Raw genomic sequence first — 20,959 nt, 5'->3', positions numbered from 1 at the left:
GTGCCGCAACGACCCGGCGCGGCTATGCTGCCGGGGTCTTGATGCCACCGCCGCCCATGCCCGCTCCAGTCGCCGTCGCCCTGCCGCGCCTTCCCGAATCCCGCCACGCCATCCATGCCGATCTCAGCGACAACGAGCGGCACATGCTCGACCGCCTGCGTCTGGCCGGCACCGCCACCCGCGCCGATCTCAGCCGCAGCACCGGGCTGACCGTGCAGTCGGCGGTGCGCCTGGTCGATGCGCTGGCCGAGCGCGGCCTGGTCGCGATCGGCGCCTCGCTGGCGCATGCCGGCCGCGGCAAGCCGGGCGCGGGCATCGCGCTCAATCCCGGTTACGGCCATACAGTCGGCTACGCGATCGCCACCGATGCGCTGTCGCTGGCGCTGCTGGATTTCAGCGGGCAGATCCGCGCCACTGCCGAACACGCACTGCGTTCGACCGAGCCGGCCGCGCTGCTGGCGCAATTGCGCGAGGCCGATGCCGCGCTGACCGCGGCCGCTGGCGCCGGGCTCGGCCCGCGCCTGGGCGCGGGGGTGGCGATGACCGGCTTCTTCGTCGAAGACGGCGTGCACATGAATCCGCCCGAGCCGCTGCGCGCGCTGGGCGAGCTGTCGATCGGCGACTGGCTGGCCGAGGCGCTGGGCCTGCCGGTGTGGGTGGACAACGACGGCACGGTGGCGGCGGCGGGCGAGAGCCTGCTCGGCATCGGCCGCCAGTACCGCGATTTCGCCTATCTGCACTTCAACTACGGCCTGGGCGGTGGCGTGGTGATCGACGGCACCTGCCTGCGCGGCGCGCACGGCAATGCCGGCGAGTTCGCCGGCATGCTGCCGCAGCAGGGGCTGGAGCGCGGCACGCTGGAGCTGTTGCGGCAGTTGCTGGCCGAGGACGGCATCGCGCTGCCCGACATCCGCGCGCTGCTGGCCGCCTACGATCCGGCGTGGCCGGCGATCGAGCGCTGGATCGCGCGGGTGGCGCCGGGCCTGTCGCTGATCGTCTCGGCGATCGTGGCGATCTTCGATCCGCAGGCTGTGGTGTTCGGCGGGCGCATGCCGCGCGAACTGGCCACGCGGCTGATTCCGCACGTGCGCATCGACAACCAGCCGCGCCGCGGCCAGGCGCGGCCGTTGCCGCGGCTGCTGCCGGCCGCCGCCACCGCCGACGCCAGCGCGGTGGGTGCGGCGGCGCTGCCGCTGAAAGCCTGCTATTTCCGCTGAACCGGTCCCGCCCCGCGGCGTCGCCATGCCTGCACGCCGCCGGCGCTACCCTATGCGCCCTCTCCACGCGCCATCGCGGTACGGCGCGCCCCATCCCCCACCCTCGGAGCTGTCACGATGAAATACCTGCACGCCATGATCCGCGTCCACGACCTGGAGAAGACCAGCAAATTCTTCACCGAAGGTCTGGGCCTGCACGAAACCCGCCGCATCGAGAACGAAGCAGGCAAGTTCACCCTGGTGTACTTCGGCGCGCCGGAGAACCCAGAGGCCGAGGTCGAGCTGACCTACAACTGGGGTTCGGACGAGGACTACGGCAGCGCCCGCAACTTCGGCCACCTGGCCTTCGAGGTCGACGACATCTACGCTCTCTGCGCGCACCTGCAGTCGCTCGGCGTGACCATCAACCGTCCGCCGCGCGACGGACGCATGGCCTTCGTGCGCACGCCCGACCTGATCTCGATCGAACTGCTGCAGAAGGGCGATGCGCTGGCCCCGGCCGAGCCGTGGGCGTCGATGCCCAACACCGGCGTGTGGTGAGGTCTCAGGGCGCTGTCTCGGGCAACGCCTGGCCGCAGCCCCGGCAATAGCCGGCGTTGCGGTCGTGGCCGTGCAGGCCGCAGCGTGCGCAGGTGCGTCGATCCGGCGCGCGAAGGCGGTCGGCGTCGCGCAGGCTGTTGGCCAGTTCGGCGGTGTAGATGCCGGTGGGCACGGCGATGATGCTGTAGCCGATCAGGATCAGCACCGAGGTGATGGCGCGGCCCAGCGGGGTGAGCGGGGCGATGTCGCCGAAGCCGACCGTGGCCATCGTCACCACCGCCCAGTACATCGCGGTGGGGATGCTGGTGAAGCCGTTGGCCGGGCCTTCGACCACGTACATCAGCGCGCCGAAGATCACCACCAGGGTGATCACCGTGAACAGGAACACAAACACCTTGCGCCGGCTGCGCCACAACGCATCGACCAGCAGGCTGCTTTCCTCGACGTAGCGGGTCAGCTTGAGGATGCGGAACAGCCGCAGCACCCGCAGCACGCGCACCACCAGCAGCGTCTGCGCGCCGGGCAGCAGAAACGAGATGTAGGTGGGCAGGATCGACAACAGGTCGATCACGCCCCAGAAGCTCAGCGCGTAGCGCAGCGGCCGCTGCACCGTGGCCAGGCGCAAGGCGTACTCGGCGGTGAACAGCACGGTGAAGCCCCACTCCAGCACGTACAGGGTGCCGGCGTAACGGCTGTGCAGCGCCGGCACGCTGTCGACCAGGATCACCGCGACGCTGGCCACGATCGCCGCGACCAGCAACAGGTCGAAGTTGCGCGAAGGCGTGGTGTCGTGCCGATAGATGATGTCGAACCAGCGGCGCCGCCAGCCGTGCTCGGTCGCCGGGGCGAGCGGGGAATCGAGGAAAAATCGCATGCGCCCCATGCTACCCGAGCCGCAGTGCCGCCCGGCATGCGCTGCCGCAGCGGACGGCGTGCCAGCCCATGGTGCCAGGCGCCAGCCGGCGGTCCCGGGCACGCGCTGCCGGTGGTCTCTATAATCGGCGCTTTCCCCGCAGGACTGCCTCGATGACCGCTTCTTCCGCCGCGGAGCTGATCGCCCTCGGTCAACGCTACAGCCTGCCGATCTACCGCCCGCGCCAACTGGTGCTGGAGCGCGGCCAGGGCGCCCGGGTCTGGGACAGCGAGGGACGCGACTACATCGACCTGTCGGCCGGCATCGCCGTGTGCGGGCTCGGCCACAACGATCCGGACCTGCAGGCGGCGCTGCTCGAACAGGCCGGCAAGCTGTGGCACACCAGCAACGTGTTCTACAGCGAGCCGCCGCTGCGGCTGGTCGAGGAACTGGTGCTGGCCTCGCGCTTCGCGGACAAGGCGTTCCTGTGCAATTCCGGCGCCGAGGCCAACGAGGCGGCGATCAAGCTGGTGCGCAAGTGGGCCACCGCCCAGGGCCGTCCGCCGCAGCGGCGGGTGATCGTCACCTTCCGCGGCAGCTTCCATGGCCGCACCCTGGCCGCGGTGACCGCCACCGCGCAGCCCAAGTACCAGGAGGGCTACGAGCCGCTGCCCGGCGGTTTCCGCTACGTCGACTTCAACGACATCGTGCAACTGGAAACGGCGATGGCCGCCGGCGACGTGGCTGCGGTGATGCTGGAGCCGGTGCAGGGCGAGGGCGGGGTGATGCCGGCGGCGCCGGGCTTCCTGGCGCAGGTGCGGGCGCTGTGCGACCACCACGGCGCGCTGCTGGTGCTGGACGAGATCCAGTGCGGCATGGGCCGCACCGGCACCCTGTTCGCGCACTGGCAGGACCAGGTCGTCCCCGACATCGTGACCCTGGCCAAGGCGCTGGGCGGCGGCTTCCCGATCGGCGCATTGCTGGCCGGGCCGAAGGTGGCCGAGACCATGCAGTTCGGTGCGCACGGCACCACCTTCGGCGGCAACCCGCTGGCCGCGGCGGTGGCGCGGGTGGCGCTGCGCAAGCTGGCCTCGACGGCGATCGCCGCCAACGTGTCGCGGCAGTCGGCCGCGCTGCGCAAGGGCCTGGCGGCGCTCGACGAGGAATTCAGGCTGTTCTCGCAGGTGCGTGGACGCGGGCTGATGCTCGGTGCGGTGTTGAACCCGGCGCATGCCGGGCAGGCCGGGACGATCCTCGACCACGCCGCCGCGCACGGGGTACTGACCTTGCAGGCCGGGCCGGACGTGTTGCGCTTCGTGCCTGCGCTGAACATCACCGACCAGGAGCTGGCCGAGGGCCTGCAGCGGTTGCGCACGGCGCTGCGAGAGTACGTCGGCACGCGTTGACAGTTACCCCGACAGGTAGGCATCGCGCCAGCGGACGCGTCACCTGCAGGCAAGCGCCTGTGGGAGGGACTTCGGTCCCGACGCGATGACCGGTGACCGCCGCAATGCGGGTGGCGATGGCCTCTGGGGCCCGCGCGAGGCCATCGCATCACGCGTCGCGGCTGAAGCCGCTCCCACAGGTGGGCATCGCGCCAGCGGACGCGTCACGTGCAGGCAAGCGCCTGTGGGAGGGACTTCAGTCCCGACGCGATGACCGGTGACTGCCGCAATGCGGGGAGCGATGGCCTCCGGGGGCCGCGAGGCCATCGCATCGCGCGTCGCGGCTGAAGCCGCTCCCACAGGTGGGCATCGCGCCAGCGGACGCGTCACATGCAGGCAAGCGCCTGTGGGAGGGACTTCAGTCCGACGCGATGACCGGTGACCGCCGCAATGCGGGGGGCGATGGCCTCCGGGGTCCGCGCGAGGCCATCGCATCGCGCGTCGCGGCTGAAGCCGCTCTAATCCATCCTTGTCGCTGCGGCAGGGCGCGTCTGCCGCGTGCGTAGGCGCGATGCCTACGCCAGGCCATGCCGCGCCAGCGCGCGGCGCACCGCGCGCGCGCCGCTGGCGGTTTCCGCGCGCATGCCGATGGCACGGGCGCCGCGCACGTTGACGAACAGGTCGTCGAGGAACAGGGCGTGCCGCGCGGCGACGCCGAAGTGGTCGAGCGCCCGCCGATAGACCTCGGCCTGCGGCTTGCGCCCGCCCAGCGTGCCGCTGCACAGCACGCGGCCCTGCAGCAACGGAAACAGCGCCGGCACGATCTGCGCGATCGCCTGGGCCATCAGTGCGCCGTTGTTGGTCAGCACGCCGATGTCGACGCGGTCGGCCAGTACCAGCACCCGCGCGATCACGCCGGGATCGCCGCGGCTGGCGGCGACGCGCGCGGCGATCCAGTCGGCTTCGCGCACCGGCTTGCCCAGGCCCGCACCCAGCCGCTCCAGGTAGTCGGCGGTGGCGAGCTCGCCGCCGTCGTAGGCGGTCTCCAGGCCGGACGCGAACAGCACCTGCCGCACCCGCGCCGGATCGCAGCCGCACTGCGCGGCCAGGCCTGCGATGCGCACTGCGCGGGTGTAGCCGGCCAGCACGCCGTCGAAATCGAGCAGCAGCAGACGCGGGCGCGGCTGGGTCAGCACGGCCATGGCGCGGGCGATGGCAGGCAAGGGCAGGGCTGGGGCATGCGAGGAGGCCGGGGTGGGACCCCCGAGCGTAACCCAGGTCCCCGGCAGCGGCGACCGCCGCTACCCGCGCGGCGCTGCCGGTGGTTCCCCGCCCACCCGCCCGCGGCCCACCTACCCGCCGCGTGCGGCCGCTCGCCGCAGCGCGCTGGCTATGGTTCCTCCGCGCCGCGTCACGGCGCCGCCGGTAGGGGACCGGTGCGTTTCCACGCGACATCCACGTCATCCAGGGGGTCTTGGGCATGAGCAAGCGATTGAAGACGCATCGTCTGGCGGAGTCGGTGCGCCAAGGGATGTGGAACGCCGGGCATCGCCATGGAACGGCCACGCTGGCGCTGTTGCTGGCCGCCGCGCAGGCGCTGCCGGCGCTGGCCGAGGACGCCGACGGCGAGGCCAAGACGCTGGATGCGATCACGGTCATCTCGACCGGCACGCGCAAAGCCAACATGGCGGTGACCGACAGCCCCGCGCCGATCCAACTGGTCAGCGCGGAGATGCTCAAGCAGTCGGCCGCGCCGGACCTGATCAACGCCATCGCCAACCAGGTGCCGTCCTACAACGCCAACCAGACCGGCAACGACATGGCCAGCCAGACTCTCACCGCCAGTCTGCGCAACCTCTCGCCCAACCACACGCTGGTGCTGGTCAACGGCAAGCGCCGGCACATCACCTCCAACGTCAACACCACCACCGGCGCGGCGTCGGCGGATCTGTCGTTCATCCCGGCCGCGGCCATCGACCACGTGGAAGTGCTGACCGACGGCGCCGCGGCGCTATACGGCTCGGACGCGATCGCCGGCGTCATCAACATCATCCTGAAGAAGAACCACGACGGCGGCGAGCTGGATGCCGGTTACGCCGGCTACAAGGACGGGGGCGGCGGCACCGATTCCTGGGGCGCCAACATCGGCTTCGGCAGCGACGCGGCGTACTTCAGCCTCAGCGCCGAGGTCGAGAACCGCAAGACCGTGTACCGGCTCGGCTCCTACAGCTACGCCGACTGCGTGGCCAACTACGCCGACTGCTCGGCGGTCAATCCGAGCATGGCCGACTTCCTCGCCGACGACGTCCGCGGCATGACCCTCAACCCGCGCTTTCCCAACGTCAACGCCTGGCTCAATCCGCCGGAAGTGCACCGCAAGGCGCTGTTCTTCAACTCCGGCGCGGTGCTCGGCGACGCGCTCGAGTTCTACGCGTTCGGCAGCTTCGGCAAGAAGACCGCGCAGTCGGAGGAGAACTACCGGCGTCCCAGCCAGGATGGCGGCTATGTCGATCCGACGACCGGCGCGGTCAGCCACAAGTATCCGCTGGGCTTCAATCCGTCCGAGGCGTCCGACGAGGTCGACTACGAACTCACCGCCGGCCTGAAAGGGGTACTCGCCGACTGGTCCTGGGATGTCTCCAGCAGCTACGGCAAGAACACGATGGACGTGTACACGCTGAACTCGATGAACTTCAGCCTGTGGCAGGAGGACGGCTATTCGCCCGAGGATTTCTACGACGGCAGCTTCTGGGCCAGCCAGTGGACCACCAACCTCAACGCCACCCACGATTTCGACGTCGGTCTGTCGCAGCCGCTGACCTTCAACGCCGGCATCGAGTACCGCCGCGACCGCTACGGCATCGACGCGGGCGACCCCGCCTCGTACTACGGCGCCGGTGCCTCGTCCTTCCCCGGCTACAACCCGCTGTTCAACACCGGCGCCTACAGCCGCCACAGCTATGCCGCCTACGCCGACGCAGTGTTCAATCCGACCGAGAAGTGGCTGCTGGACGTGGCCGGGCGCTACGAGAACTACAGCGACTTCGGCAGCAAGGTGGTCGGCAAGCTGACCACCCGCTTCGACTTCAGCGACACGTTCGCGGTGCGCGCCACCGCCAGCACCGGCTTCCGTGCGCCGACGCTGCAGGAAGGCTACTACTCGGCGGTGCAGGTCGGCCCGACCAGCGCCACGCCGACGCTGCAGCCCAACAGCGCCGCCGCCGCCGCGCTGGGCTTCGGCAGCCTGAAACCGGAGACCAGCACCAACTACAGCCTGGGCTTCGTGTTCCGGCCGATGTCCAACCTCGACAGCACGCTCGACGTCTACCGCATCACCATCTCCGACCGCATCGGCGTCGGGACCTTCGAATACTCCCGCGCCGGCGAGCCGGGCGACACCAACGGCGACGGCGTCCCCGACGCGACCTACAACGCCGCGCTGGGCCAGGCCCTGGTCGACTTCGGCTACCTGGGCGGCATCGACCCGTCCGCGCCGGGCGGCTCGCTCGACGCCACCGCACGCCAGAACATTTCCGTGGCGATCTTCAACAACGCGCTCAAGACCCGCAGCAGCGGCGTGGACTGGGTGACCAACTACATCAGCGAGTTCGACTGGGGCTCGATCGACTGGATCCTGGCGGCCAACTACAACAAGACCGAGGTGCTCGACGCCAAGCCGGCGCCGCAGGTGCTAGGCGGCGCCACCATGTACAGCGCGGCGACCCTGATCAACCTGGAGAACAACGCGCCCAAGTACCGGGTCAACCTGGGTGCCACCCTCAACATCGGCAAGTTCAGCCTGCGCGTGACCGAGGCGGTCTACGGGCCGCAATACCAACTGGTCACGCCGTACGACGACTGGAACGGCGAGATCTTCCCCGCCAGCGTGCTGAGCAAGCTCGACGTGGTCGACGTCAACGGCGCGCCGTACTACAAGCAGGAGATCGGCACGCTGGCGCTGACCAACGTCGAACTGACCTACCGGCCCACCGAACGGCTCACGGTCAGCGTCGGCGGCGACAACGTGTTCAACACGTATCCGGACAAGATCCCGGCGGCGGCCTACGACTACCTCGAGAAGAACTACCTGAGCTACTACAACTCGCCGTACCTGACCGGCAGCCCGATCGGCTACTTCGGCGCGCGCTACTACGCCAAGCTCACCTACCGCTTCTGAGCGCCGGCGCTGAAGCCCCTCTCCCGCCGGGAGAGGGGTTGGGGTGAGGGTCCGACCGCCGCGGTCCTCCCGATATCACCCACCCACCTACCCACCCCATCGCGGCCTACCCGCCGCATCCGGCCTGCGTCGCCGCCGCGACGGCTATGGTCGACCCGCCATCCGCGAGGCGATGTCCATGATGCACGCAGCCCCCAAGGGAGCCATGACCCGCCGCCAGTTGCTCGCCAGGATCGGCCTGGCCGGCGGCGGCGCGATGATGTACCAGGCGATGCACAGCCTGGGACTGGCCGCCGAATCGCGCTTCACCGGCGTGCCGCGGCTGGACGGCGACGCCCGGGGCGCCTCGGTGCTGGTGCTCGGTGCCGGCCTGGCCGGCCTGACCGCGGCGTTCGAACTGCGCAAGGCCGGCTACCGCGTGCAGGTGCTCGAGTACAACGCGCGCCCGGGCGGCCGCAACTGGACGCTGCGCGGCGGCGACCGCTACACCGAACTGGGGGGCTTCACCCAGCAGTGCGGGTTCGACGAAGGCATGTACCTCAACCCCGGACCGTGGCGCATCCCGCACCACCACAAGGCGGTGCTGTCCTACTGCAAGCAGTTCGGGGTGGCGCTGGAGCCGTTCGTGCAGGTCAACTTCAACGCGCTGCTGCACAGCCGCACCGGTTTCGGCGGCAGGCCGCAGCGCTTCCGCGACATCGACGCCGACTACAAGGGGCACGTGGCCGAACTGCTGGCCAAGAGCACCAGGCAGGGCGCGCTGGATGCGCAACTGCAGCGCGAGGATCAGGAGATCCTGCTCGAGTCGCTGCGCAACTGGGGCGCGCTGGACAAGGACTTCGGCTACGTCGAGGGCCGCGAGAGCAGCGAGCGCCGCGGCTTCGCCAAGTATCCCGGCGGCGGCCTGTCCGGCAAGCCGCAGTTCTCCACACCGTTCACCGCCCAGGACATCCTGCGCTCGCGACTGTGGACCACGCTGGCGGCAGGCAACAACTACGAGATGCAGACCGCGATGTTCCAGCCGGTCGGCGGCATGGACCAGATCGGCAAGGCCTTCGCGCGCCAGTTGGGCGATGCGATCCGCTACAACGCGCGGGTGACCCGCATCGACCAGGACGCGCACGGGGTCAGCGTCGCCTACCAGGAGGCGGATGGCAGCGAACAGCTGGCCAAGGCGGATTGGTGCGTGTGCACGATCCCGCTGTCGATCCTCAGCCGCATCCCGATCGCGGTCGGCGAGAAGATGGCCGCGGCGATCGGCCAGGTGCCTTACGCGGCCTCGGTCAAGGTCGGGCTGCAGTTCAAGCGCCGCTTCTGGGAAGAGGACGAGGCGATCTACGGCGGCATCAGCTACACCGACCTGCCGATCACCCTGATCAGCTATCCGAGCACCGGCTTCCAGAGCGCCGGCAAGGGCGTGTTGCTGGGCGCCTACGTGTGGGGACTGGAGGCGTTCGAGTTCACCTCGATGACGCCGCCGCAGCGCGTGGCCAAGGCGGTGGAGTACGGCACGCAGCTGCATCCGCAATATCCACGCGAATTCGACAACGGCATCGCCGTGGGCTGGCACCGGGTGCCGTTCACCCACGGCTGCTTCGGCGTGTGGAGCGATGCCGCGCGCGCCGAGCACTACGAGAACCTGTGCAAGATCGACGGCCGCATCGCCCTCGCCGGCGAGCACGCCTCCTACATCCCCGCCTGGCAGGAAGGCGCCATCACCTCGGCGCTGGACGCGATCGAGCGCCTGCATCGGCGCGTCGTCAACGGAGCCCGCGCATGAAACCGGATCGTTCCTGGATGCTCGCCGCGGCGATCGCCGTCGCACTCGTCGCGCTGATGCTGCCGCCGGGGATCGGCCCGGCCGTGGCGCAGAGTTCCGATGCCACCCCGCTGTATCCGCAGGCCGAGTTCACCACCACCTCGGGCGCCACCGTGTACGCGGCGATCTGCCAGAGCTGCCACATGCCGGGCGGGCAGGGCGCGCGCGGCGGTGGCGAGTATCCGGCGCTGGCCGGCAATCCCAAGGTGGCCGCCGCGCCCTACGTGGCGATGATGGTGCTCGACGGCCGCGGCGGCATGCCCGGCTTCGCCGACACGCTCAACGACCGGCAGGTCGCCGAGGTGGTGCACTACGTGCGCAGCCAGTTCGGCAACGACTATCCCGGCCGGCTCAGCGCCGAGGACGTGCACGCGCTGCGGCACTGAGCCCGCCTCGCTTCCCTTTCCGTTCCGATCGCAAGGAGTTCCGCATGCGCCATCGTGTCGTTTCCCGTTCGCTCCGTGCCGGCCTGTGCGCCGCGCTGTGGCTGCCCACGCTGGCCGGCGCCGCCGAGGTCGTGCGGCACAAGATTCCCAACAGCGATTTCCCGATCTCCGCGGCGGTGGAGGTCCCGGCCGGCAAGACCACGGTCTATCTCAGCGGCGCGGTGCCGCGGCCGATCGCTCCGGACGCGCCCAAGGACACGCCCGCCGCCTATGGCGACACCAAGGCGCAGACGGTCAGCGTGCTGTCGCAGATCAAGGCGCAACTGGAAGGCATGGGCCTGGGCATGCGCGACGTGGTCAAGATGCAGGCGTTCCTGGTCGGCGACCCGGCATTGGGCGGGAAGATGGATTTCGCCGGTTTCATGGAGGGCTACCGGCAGTTCTTCGGCACGCCCGAGCAGCCCAACCTGCCGGCGCGCTCGGCGTTCCAGATCGCCGCGCTGGGCAATCCGCTGTATCGCATCGAGATCGAAGTGGTCGCGGTGCGTCCGTAGTGCCTTCGCCACGTTCTTGTCAGGAGTTCCTCATGCAGCAGTCGTCGCCCTCGCGCCGCAGGTTCCTCCAGCAATCGGCGCTGGTCGCCGCGGCCGGTCTCGGCACGTCGTGGCTGGCGCAGGCCGTGCCCACCGCGGCGCCGGCGGCCGGCACCGAGCTGGCGCCGGTGCTGATCAACGCCAACGAGTATCCCGGCGGTCCCTCGCCGGCAGCGCAGCGCGCGATCGCCGCGATCGCATCCAGCGGCGGCCGCTACCTGGGCGAGCTGCAACTGGAGTTGCTGCAGACCCTCGCCACCCAGCTCGGGGTGGGGGTGGACCACCTGATGGCCTACGCCGGTTCCACAGAGCCATTGGACTACGCCATGCTGGCGTTCACCTCGCCCGGCGCGTCGCTGGTCACCGCCGATCCCACCTACGAATCCGGCTGGCGCGCCGCTGCACGCAACGGCGCCAAGGTGATCAAGGTGCCGCTGCGCAAGGACGATGCGCACGACGTGCAGGCGATGTGCGCCGCCGACGCCCATGCCGGGGTGATCTACCTCTGCAATCCCAACAATCCCACCGGCTCGGTTACCCCACGCAAGGACCTGGACTACGCGCTGGCGCACAAGCCCAAGGGCAGCGTGCTGGTGGTCGACGAGGCGTACCTGCATTTCTCCGACAGCGCCAGCAGCATGGTCGACCGCGTCGCCGCCGGCGACGACGTGATCGTGCTGCGCACCTTCTCCAAGCTCTATGGCATGGCCGGCATCCGCCTGGGCTATGCGGTGGCGCGCCCGGAACTGCTGGCCAGGCTCCAGTTCTACAGCGTCAACAGCCTGCCGGTAACCGCGGTCGCCGCCGGCCTGGCCAGCCTGCGCGATCCGGCGCTGGTGCCGCAGCGGCGCGCGCTCAACAGCGCCATCCGCGGCGACGTGGTGCGCTGGCTCGACGCGCAGGGATACGCCTGCACCGCCTCGGAAAGCAACTGCTTCATGGTCGACGTGAAGCGCCCGGCGAAAGAGTTCATGGACGCGATGGCGACCTATGGCGTCTTCGTCGGCCGCAGTTGGGCGCGATGGCCGGAGCGCTCGCGCATCACCGTCGGCACTGCCGCGGAGATGGCGCGGTTCAAGCAGGCGTTCGCGCAGGTGGCCGCCGGTAAGCGCGGACCGCTGCCGGTGCCGCCGCCGCTCGCAGCGCACGATCCGTTGCACGGATTCTTCCGCAATGCCTAGGGCGTGTCACCAATTCCCGAGTATGCCGCGTTGGGTCTGGCAGGCGCGCTGCCGGCGTTGCGTGGCGCAGCGCCTGACTGGCCGTCAGGTCAAGCCGCGTGGCGCCGGCAGCGCGCCTGCCAGGCCCAACCCGAAGGGCCGCGGTTGTGCGCGCCCGTGGCCGCGTATCGCTCGGGCATGGACGCACGTCCACTTCCTCGCTCTTCCTTGCCACAAGCACGCGCAACCGCGGCGCGGCATGCTCGGGGATTGATGACACGCCCTAGGGTTGCCTGCGCCGGATGTTGCAGTGCACGAGGGCTTGTCGTTGACAACCATTTGCGCAAAGGCAGACAGTCGTGGCGGCGCCGCCGCGCGCGCAGCGCATGCTGGCGAGGCGCGTGCGCTGGTGCCGTTCCCATTGCCAAGGAGTCCGTCTTGAAAGCGAAACCGTTGTCTCTCTTGCTGGTCCTCGCCGCGCTCGCGTTCGCGCCGGCGGCCTGGGCCAAGACCTGTGCGGTGACCATCACCGGCACCGACCAGATGTCCTTCGACCAGCAGCAGATCAAGGTGGCCGCCGACTGCACCGAAGTGGCGCTGACGCTCAAGCACAGCGGCAAGCTCGCCGCCGCGGTGATGGGCCACAACTGGGTGCTGACCAAGACCGCGGACTTCCAGGCGGTGGCCAATGCCGGCACCAGTTCCAGCCTGGCCGACAATTACCTGCCGAAGAACGATCCGCGGATCATCGCGCACACCAAGGTGATCGGTGCCGGGCAATCGGATACGGTCAGGTTCTCCACCGCCAAGTTGAGCAAGGGCGGCGACTACACGTTCTTCTGCTCGTTCCCGGGGCACTGGGCGGTCATGAAGGGCAAGTTCGTGTTCGGCTGAGCGGCGCCGCGCGTCGGTCTGCGACCCGCGATCGCGCTGCGGTGTCGTGCCGGCATGCGGGTTCCGCAGGCGGCGGCCTGCGGAAGCGCCGACGGCATCCACGAAGACGACGACGGTGCGGATCGCACCGCGGCACTCACTCCGATGCGGCATCCGGCGGCGTTATGCGCTGCAGCAGGCCGCGTTGCAGCGCGCTGGCCAGCGCGGCTTCGCGGGTGCCGGCGTCCAGTTTGCGGTACAGGTTCTTCAGGTGGAACTTGACCGTGTTCTCCGACAGCGCCAGGCGCCGCGCGATCTGCTTGTTCGCGGCGCCCTGCGCGAGCAGCGCCAGCACCTCCAGTTCGCGCTCGCTGAACAGTTCGGCGCCGTTGTCCTGGTCGTGCCGCAGTTTGTCGAGCAAGGCCTGGATGGTCATCGCCAGCGTGGTGTTGGGCGCTGCCTGCGGGTCCTGCTGGCGCGCCATGCGCAGCAGCGCCTTGCCCGGCACGCCCAGCTCCAGCAGGCACTGCCAGGCCTGGGTGCTGGCCACGTGCTGCAGCGCGTGGCGCAGGTAGGGCAGGGCGGCGTCGGACTCGCCGCGGTCGTGCAGCACCAGCGCGATGCGCGCACGGGCGCGGGCCAGGTGCGTCTGATTGTCGGCGGCCACGCAGCGCGCTTCGACGCCCTGCAGCACCGCCAGCGCGGCGCGGGTGCGGCCGCCCAGGCGATGCCAGCGGGCCAGGGCGAACCCCAGCGCGGTCAGGAAGCGCCAATCCTGCGGCTGCGCCAGCGCGTGCGTGAAGCGCGCCTCGCCGCTGGCGCGCGCGATCAGCAGGTCGAGCGCCGGCGACGGCGGTTGGTCGAGCAGCACGTGCAGCCGCCAGGCGAGCGCCAGGTCGGCGAGCCGGCCCAGGTGCCGGGCGTGCGCGATCCGGTCGACGTGGTCGAGCAGGTCCAGTGCGGCGCGGCCGCTGCGGTCGTGCTGCCGCGCCAGCACCAGCGCGGTCTCGTAGCCGGCGGCATACACGTCCAGCCAGCCGTCGTGCTGCTCGAGGAACTCCAGCGCCGGCTGCAGGCAGTCGGCGGCCGCATCGTAGCGGCCGTGTTCGCATTGCAACTGCGCCAGCAGGCACTGGCCGACCGCCTGCAGGGTCGGATCGAACTGCTGCTGGCGCTGGGCGATGGCCAGCGCCTGGCGGCAGGTGGCCTCGGCCCGGTCCAGTTGGCCGCGGTAGAAGTGGCTTTGCGCCAGGTGGGTCAGCGCGTAGCTGACGCCGACCTCGCTGCCGCTGGCGTGCATCGCGGTACCGGCCAACTGCGCATAGCGTTCGGCGCCGGCGAAATCGGCGCGGCCCAGTGCGGTGGTGGCGCAGATGCACCACAGGGTGCCGCGGCCCAGGCTGTCGTCCTCGTCCAGCGCGGCGGCCTGTGCGGCGATCTGCGCCAATCCGCGCCGGTTGGCGCAGACCTGGTCGAGCAGGTCGCGCAGCAACGCCACCACCACCGTGTAGTCGCGCTCGAACGGCGCGCGCGCCTGCTCGGGGAAATCGCGGAACCGTTCCAGCAGCGTCTGCGCATGCGCGAACTCGCCCAGCTTCATGTGCAGGTAGGCCTGGGTCAGGGCCAGCGCCGGCCGCTCGCCGATGCACTGGCGCGGGAAGCGGCGCAGCAGCGCGCGCACCGGTGCGGTGCCATGGCGCAGCAGCAACTGCCAGGTGCCGGCGCGGGCGATGCAGTCGGCGGCGCTGTCGATCGCGCCGCCGCGCACGGCGTGGCGCACCGCCTCGGGCAACTGCCCGTGCGCGTCGAACCACTGCGCGGCGCGCCGGTGCAGCTGCGGTGCCAGCCCGGGCGTCTCGCGCTCCAGCTGCTGGGACAGGTAGTCGGCGAACAGCGGATGGAAGCGGAACCATTCGTGCTCGCCGTCCAGTGCCACCAGCAGGCCCTGGAAATGCGCCAGCCGTTCCAGCAGGCGGCCGCTGTCGTCGCGCTCGCGCACCGCATCGGCGAGCGCGGCATTGAACCGTTCCAGCGGCGAGAGCTGCAGCAACAGCGCGCGCGATGCCGGATCCAGGTCGTTGAGCACCTGCTCGGCCAGGTACGCCGCCAGCTCGGCGGTGCGTCCGGAAAAACGGCCCAGGTCGTCGCGGCGGCGCTCGTCGCCGCCCAGCCATAGCCCGGCCAACTGCAGCGCGACCGCCCAGCCCTCGGTCTGGCGGCGCAACTGGCAGGCCATCGTCATCGGTACCTGCGGCCCCAGCAGCGCTGCCGTCTCCGCCTCGTCCAGGGCCAGCTCGCGCGCGCCGATGCGTTCCAACTGCCCTTGCAGCGCCCAGCGCGCCAGCGGCAGCGCCGGCGCGCGCCGAGTCGCCAGCAGCAGGTGCAACTGGCCGCCGGCATGTTCGACCAGTCGCGTCACCACCTCGTCGAGCGCGCCGGCCTGGCTGCGGTCGTAGTCGTCGAGGATGACCCGCAGGCGCCGCGGCGCGGCGCGGATCGCACGGATCAGGCCCGGCACGGTGGCGGCCACGTCCAGGTCCTGGCCCTGCTGTTGCAGCGCGGCCTGCAGCGGCGCGCCGAGTTCGATCCCGGCCTCGCGCGCTGCCAGCGCCAGGTAGGCGAGGAAGCGCCCCGGGTCGGCATCGTCCTCGTCCAGCGACAGCCACGCCACCGCGGCATCGCCGCGCTCGCGCAGGCGTTGGTGCCATTGCCCGAGCAGGGTGGTCTTGCCGAATCCGGGCGGCGCCAGCAACACGGTCAGCGGCAGTTCGGCGGCGCGGTCCAGGTGCTGCAGCAAGGCCTCGCGCGGCACCGTGGCCACGCGTGCGCGCGGTGGCGCCAGCTTGTCGGCCAGCACCCAGTCGGGCACGGCAGGGCCGTCGTGCGAGGACGCGGGAGGGCGCGGGTTCAACAGCGTCACGGGCTTGAGCATGTCGCCAGCGGTGTCGTCTGCAGCGGTCGCCCTTGCGCCCTCCGGCGGTTCGGTCGACGGGACGGAACCGCACGCGCGCCACCGTGCCGCGCGGAGCGCGCAACGGTCTTCGCCGCGTAGGTTCCACGGGTCCCCACCCTGGCGCCGTCCGCTGGCGTTGTCTGGTGAACTTATGCCAGCGCCGCCACAAAAGCAAAGCCGCGCACCGCGGCCCGGCGTGCGTTCAGCCGGCGGCGACCACCGCGAACGCCTCGCGCGCCGCGGCCAGCGTGGCCTCCAGCACGGCGTCGTCGTGGGCGCTGGACACGAAACCGGCCTCGTACGCCGACGGTGCCAGGAACACGCCGCGCTCCAGCATCGCGTGGAAGAAGCGGTTGAACGCGGCGGTGTCGCAGGCGGTGGCCTGCGCATAGGTCTCCACCTTCTCGGTGGTGAAGAACAGCCCGAACATCGCCCCGACCTGGTTGGTGGTGACCGCCACGCCGGCTTCCGCCGCAGCGGCTTCCAGGCCGGCGCACAGCTGCGCGGTGGCCGCGTCCAGGCGCTGGTGGAAGCCCGGTGCCTGGATCAGCTCCAGCATCGCCAGCCCCGCGGCCATCGCCACCGGATTGCCGCTGAGCGTGCCGGCCTGGTAGATCGGCCCGGACGGCGCCACCTGCCGCATCAGCTCGGCGCGCCCGCCATAGGCCCCCACCGGCATGCCGCCGCCGATGATCTTGCCGAAGGTGGTCAGGTCCGGGGTCACCCCGTAGTGCGCCTGCGCGCCGCCCAGGGCGACGCGGAAGCCGGTCATCACCTCGTCGAAGATCAGCAGCGCACCGTGCCGGGTGCACCGGTCGCGCAGGTGCTGCAGATAGCCCGGACGCGGCGGGATGCAGTTGGCGTTGCCGACCACCGGCTCGATGATGACCGCGGCGATCTCATGGCCGATCTCCTCGAACAGCGCAGTGGCGCCCTCGGCATCGTTGTAGGCCAGGGTGGCGGTGAGTTCGCTCAGGCCTGCCGGCACGCCCGGCGAAGTCGGCACGCCCAGGGTCAGCATGCCGCTGCCGGCCTTGACCAGGAACGAATCGCCGTGGCCGTGGTAGCAGCCTTCGAACTTGACGATGCGGTTGCGCCCGGTGGCGCCGCGCGCCAGCCGCACCGCCGACAGCGTCGCCTCGGTGCCGGAGTTGACCATGCGCACCATCTCGCAGGACGGCACCAGCCGGGTGATGGTCTGCGCCATCGTCACCTCGGCCGGGCAGGGCGCGCCGAACGACAGCCCATCGCCGATCGCGCGCTGTACCGCCTCGCGCACCGCCGGATGGTTGTGCCCGGCGATCATCGGCCCCCACGAGCCGACGTAGTCGATGTAGCGGTTGCCGTCGACGTCGTACAGGTACGGGCCATCGGCGCGCTGCACGAAGAACGGCTCGCCGCCCACCGACTTGAAGGCGCGCACCGGCGAATTGACGCCGCCGGGAATCAGCGACTGCGCTTGGGCGAACAGGGCGTGCGAGCGGGAATGGGTCATGAGCGGAAATCCTTGGCGATGCTGGCCGGGCCGACCGGCCGGGCGCGGAGCGAGGCCGTCTATTGTCGCGGCTGCCGCCGGCCTGCGCCATGTCGCCTACCCGGCCAGGGGCCACCTACCCGTCGCGGCCGGCGCCGCGCCGCGATCCGCTGCCTAGGATCGGAACGTCCAGGGGCGCATGACCCGATTGCCGATGGGCATCGGGCATGCGATGGGCGGAGTGTCCAGCGCAGGCGTGGGGATCGCCATCCGGCGGTGCGCCTGCAGTGGCGTTGGCGTGCCAACGCTGTTCGTCTTCGGGAGAGAGCATGCATCGTACGATCCGCAGGAGCGCCTTGGCGCTCGCGCTGGCGCTTGCCGGCGGCCATGTCCAAGCCCAGTCCACCACCGGCAGCATCGTCGGCAGCGTGCCGCCGGGGCCGGGCGAGAGCAGCGTGTTGATCACCAACACCAGCGGCTTCAGCCGCGAGGTGAAGGTGGACGAACGCGGCCGCTACGCGCAGGGCAACCTGCCGCTGGGCACCTACACGGTTTCGCTCAAGCGCGACGGCAAGGTGGTGCAGACGCGCGAGAACATCAGCCTGGTGGTCGGCGCCGGCACCGAGGTCGGCTTCGGCGGCCCGGCGCAGACGCTGGACGCGGTCAACGTGGTGGCAGGCAACGTGGCCCGGATCGACGTGGCCAGCGTCGACAGCCGCACCGTGATCACCGCCGAGCAGCTGGCGGTGCTGCCGCTGGGCCGCAGCGCCGAGGCCATCGCCTTGCTGGCGCCGGGCGTGGTCAACAACAGCGGCGGCTACGATAACGGCCCCCTCGGCGGTTCGCTGGCCAGCTTCGGCGGCTCGGCGGCCAGCGAGAACGCCTATTACCTCAACGGCTTCAACACCACCGACCCGGCCAGCAGCCTCGGCGGGCTGACCCTGCCGTACGGCGCGATCGACCAGCAGGAAATCTTCACCGGCGGCTATGGCGCGCAGTACGGCCGCTCCAACGGCGGCGTGATCAGCCAGGTCGGCAAGCGCGGCAGCAACGACTGGCACTTCGGCGCGGCGGTGATCTGGCTGCCGGACAGCCTCAGCGCCAGGCAGCGCGACCTGTACTTCCGCAAGGACAGCGTCTACTGGGATCCGCGCAACGCCAAGTACACCGCCGGCAACTACCAGGCGCTGAGCGAGACCAGCGCCGATCAGACCACCTACAGCGCCTATCTCGGCGGCCCGCTGCTCCGCGATCGCCTGTTCTTCTTCCTGGCCCTGGAACAGGTCGATTCCAGCGGCACCCGCGTCGCCGACGCACGGGTCACCTCCGGTGGCATCTCCGGTTCGCCGTGGACCCGCTACGACTACAAGCAGACCCGTGCCTACGCCAAGATCGACTGGCAGATCAGCGACAACCACCTGCTGGAATTCACCGGCGCGGAGGACAAGGCGCGCACCAACGGCAGCATCTACCGCTACGACTACGTCGACCGCGAGGTGGGCAGCTACAAGGGCCGCGAAGCCAAGAACACGTTCGGCCCGACCCTGTTCCTGGGCAAGTACACCGGCTACTTCGGCGACAACGTCACCCTGACCGCGCTGTACGGCAAGGAGCGCCTGCCCAACAAGCTCACCGCCATCGGCTACGACGCCGGCAACGGCCCGTTCCTCAACAGCGTCTCCAACCAGAATCCGGCCTACACCGGCGGCACCCCGATCGGCAACGCGCAGACGGTCAGCTCGATCACCGATCCGGGCCGCGAATACAAGAAGGACAACCTGCGCCTGAATCTCAACTGGCGACTCGGCGAACACAGCCTCGACATCGGCATCGACAACCAGAAGAGCGAGGCGATCAACATCGGCTCGTACAGTTCCGGCCCCGGCTATGCCTGGACCTACGGCTACACCCCGGATCCGTTCGGGCGCAACAGCGGCGGCCTGGTCAGCGGCTCGGTCGCCGAGGACGGCAGCATCGGCGTGCCCAGCCCCGGCCTGGCCGATCCCACCTACGGCAGCACCGGCTACTACGTCACCAAGGACATCGCCACCAACCTGTATTCCTACGACGCCAAGCAGACCGCCTACTACATCGAAGACCACTGGCAGGCGACCGACACGCTCCTGCTGTCGCTGGGCGTGCGCAACGACAGCTTCACCAACTACACCCCATTCGGCCAGGCCTACATCGCGCTGAAGAACCAGTGGGCGCCGCGGCTGGGCTTCAGCTGGGACGTCAACGGCGATTCCAGCCTCAAGGTCTACGGCAACCTCGGCCGCTACTACCTCGGCCTGCCGCTGTCGCCGGCCGGCCTGTTCACCCCGGCGGTGTCCACCAGCACCTACTACACCTACAGCGGCATCAATGCCGACGGCACGCCGATCCTGGCCCGGCAACTGGCCCCGCCGGTCTCGGCCAACTCGCGTTTCGGCCGGCTCGCCGACGTGCGCACGGCGGTCGTCGAGGACATCAAGGGCGAGAACCAGGACGAACTCATCCTCGGTTTCAGCAAGCTGCTGCCCCACGACTGGGTGCTCGGCGTGCGCGGCGTACATCGCCGGCTCAACGACGGCATCGACGACACCAACCTCGACAACTCCAATGCCGGCCTGCTGGCCGCGGCCGCGGCGGCGGGCGTGGACATCGACTGGACCAAGAACGCCAGCGCGGCGCTGGTCAACCCGGGCAAGACCAACACCTACCGGGTGATCGGCACGGACGGCCAGATCCACGCCCTGACCGTGACCCGCGAGCAGGGCGGCTATCCCGAATTCAAGCGCCGCTATTCGGCGCTGGAGTTCAACCTGGAACGTCCGTTCGACGGCCGCTGGTATACCAAGATGAGCTACGTGTGGTCGCACAGCTATGGCACCACCGAGGGCCAACTGCGCTCGGACCTGTGGCGTACCGGCGGCGCGCTCGGCAGCTACCAGGGCCAGGCGGCGACCTCGACCACGCAGAGCTGGGACCATGCGGCGCTGATGGAGCACTTCAACGGCAACCAGTCCAACGACCGCCGCCACCAGTTGAAGGCCTATGGGTTCTACCAGTTGACCGAGGAGTGGGGCACCTCGGCCAACCTGAGCCTGATTTCCGGCGCGCCGCGCCCCTGCCTGGGCTACTACTACGGCGACAACTACGACGCCGGCGACCGCGATCCGGCCGGCTACGCCAATCCCAGCGTCACCGGCGGCCCCTACCACTTCTGCTACAACCCCAGCACCGGCACCGGCGAGCCGTCGCCGCCGGGCTCGCACGGCACCCTGGGCTGGGTAGCGCAGCTCGACCTGGGCGTGAGCTACAAACCGAAGTTCGCCGCCGGCAAGTTGGCGCTGAGCCTGGACGTGTTCAACGTCACCAACCGGCAGACGGCGGTCAACGTCTATCCGTTCTCCGAGTTGAATCCGGGCGAAGTCAACCCGCTGTGGAACCAGGCCGTGGCGTACCAGGCGCCGCGCTCGGCACGGATGACGCTGAGCTACGACTTCTGAGCCGGGTGCATGCGGCTGCGCCCGTACCCTCATCCGCC

General features: G+C 70.1%; 14 protein-coding genes. 10 read left to right on the top strand and 4 right to left on the bottom strand.

Annotated elements, in window-relative coordinates:
• The first annotated feature begins 56 nt into the window (after window positions 1–56).
• Entirely contained in the window at window positions 57–1,217 is a 1,161-nt protein-coding gene (locus tag J7357_RS09800; protein WP_209246032.1) for an ROK family transcriptional regulator, read from the top strand.
• 117 nt (window positions 1,218–1,334) lie between these two features.
• Window positions 1,335–1,757, top strand: coding sequence for a VOC family protein (locus J7357_RS09795; protein WP_010343362.1), 423 nt, complete (start codon window positions 1,335–1,337; stop codon window positions 1,755–1,757).
• Window positions 1,758–1,761: 4 nt separating this feature from the next.
• On the opposite strand, the gene J7357_RS09790 is transcribed toward J7357_RS09795, so the two are convergent.
• The gene (locus J7357_RS09790; RefSeq protein ID WP_209246030.1) at window positions 1,762–2,631 is read right to left on the bottom strand and encodes an ion transporter; all 870 of its coding nucleotides are present in this window, start codon (window positions 2,629–2,631) and stop codon (window positions 1,762–1,764) included.
• 152 nt (window positions 2,632–2,783) lie between these two features.
• Between J7357_RS09790 and J7357_RS09785 the strand changes: the two genes are divergently transcribed.
• Entirely contained in the window at window positions 2,784–4,016 is a 1,233-nt protein-coding gene (locus J7357_RS09785) for an acetylornithine transaminase (protein ID WP_209246028.1), read from the top strand.
• 554 nt (window positions 4,017–4,570) lie between these two features.
• Here the strand turns inward: J7357_RS09785 and J7357_RS09780 are convergent.
• Window positions 4,571–5,188 carry an HAD-IA family hydrolase gene (locus J7357_RS09780; RefSeq protein ID WP_209246284.1) on the bottom strand — a complete coding sequence of 206 codons (618 nt, stop codon included), beginning with the start codon at window positions 5,186–5,188 and terminating at the stop codon, window positions 4,571–4,573.
• A gap of 287 nt (window positions 5,189–5,475) precedes the next feature.
• On the opposite strand from J7357_RS09780, the gene J7357_RS09775 reads away from it, so the two are divergent.
• From J7357_RS09775 to azu, 6 genes are all read left to right on the top strand, one after another.
• Window positions 5,476–8,172 (top strand): TonB-dependent receptor, encoded by a 2,697-nt coding sequence (locus J7357_RS09775; RefSeq protein WP_244667414.1) that lies wholly within the window; start codon window positions 5,476–5,478, stop codon window positions 8,170–8,172.
• Window positions 8,173–8,377: 205 nt separating this feature from the next.
• Window positions 8,378–9,952 carry a flavin monoamine oxidase family protein gene (locus J7357_RS09770; protein ID WP_209246280.1) on the top strand — a complete coding sequence of 525 codons (1,575 nt, stop codon included), beginning with the start codon at window positions 8,378–8,380 and terminating at the stop codon, window positions 9,950–9,952.
• A 17-nt stretch (window positions 9,953–9,969) separates the two neighbouring features.
• On the top strand, window positions 9,970–10,377 hold the full coding sequence (locus J7357_RS09765; protein WP_029562063.1) for a cytochrome c: 408 nt from the start codon (window positions 9,970–9,972) through the stop codon (window positions 10,375–10,377).
• Window positions 10,378–10,421: 44 nt separating this feature from the next.
• A complete protein-coding gene (locus tag J7357_RS09760) occupies window positions 10,422–10,931 on the top strand; it encodes a RidA family protein (RefSeq protein WP_209246026.1) in 510 nt (169 codons plus the stop codon).
• A 32-nt stretch (window positions 10,932–10,963) separates the two neighbouring features.
• Entirely contained in the window at window positions 10,964–12,151 is a 1,188-nt protein-coding gene (locus J7357_RS09755; RefSeq protein ID WP_209246024.1) for a pyridoxal phosphate-dependent aminotransferase, read from the top strand.
• Between the two features lie 432 nt (window positions 12,152–12,583).
• Entirely contained in the window at window positions 12,584–13,024 is a 441-nt protein-coding gene (gene azu, locus J7357_RS09750) for an azurin (RefSeq protein ID WP_209246278.1), read from the top strand.
• A gap of 136 nt (window positions 13,025–13,160) precedes the next feature.
• Here azu and J7357_RS09745 read toward each other — a convergent pair whose 3' ends face one another.
• Both J7357_RS09745 and hemL read right to left on the bottom strand, forming a co-directional pair.
• Window positions 13,161–15,935 (bottom strand): LuxR C-terminal-related transcriptional regulator, encoded by a 2,775-nt coding sequence (locus tag J7357_RS09745; protein WP_209246023.1) that lies wholly within the window; start codon window positions 15,933–15,935, stop codon window positions 13,161–13,163.
• A gap of 223 nt (window positions 15,936–16,158) precedes the next feature.
• On the bottom strand, window positions 16,159–17,451 hold the full coding sequence (hemL, locus tag J7357_RS09740) for a glutamate-1-semialdehyde 2,1-aminomutase (RefSeq protein ID WP_209246021.1): 1,293 nt from the start codon (window positions 17,449–17,451) through the stop codon (window positions 16,159–16,161).
• Window positions 17,452–17,759: 308 nt separating this feature from the next.
• Between hemL and J7357_RS09735 the strand changes: the two genes are divergently transcribed.
• Window positions 17,760–20,921 carry a TonB-dependent receptor gene (locus J7357_RS09735; RefSeq protein ID WP_209246019.1) on the top strand — a complete coding sequence of 1,054 codons (3,162 nt, stop codon included), beginning with the start codon at window positions 17,760–17,762 and terminating at the stop codon, window positions 20,919–20,921.
• The last annotated feature ends 38 nt before the right edge of the window (window positions 20,922–20,959 follow it).

It is taken from the genome of Xanthomonas sp. D-109, from assembly GCF_017746095.1.
GTDB classification, from domain to species: Bacteria; Pseudomonadota; Gammaproteobacteria; order Xanthomonadales; family Xanthomonadaceae; genus Xanthomonas_A; species Xanthomonas_A sacchari.
Note: the sequence above shows the minus strand (reverse complement) of the source record. Positions and strands in the feature narration are given on the sequence as shown.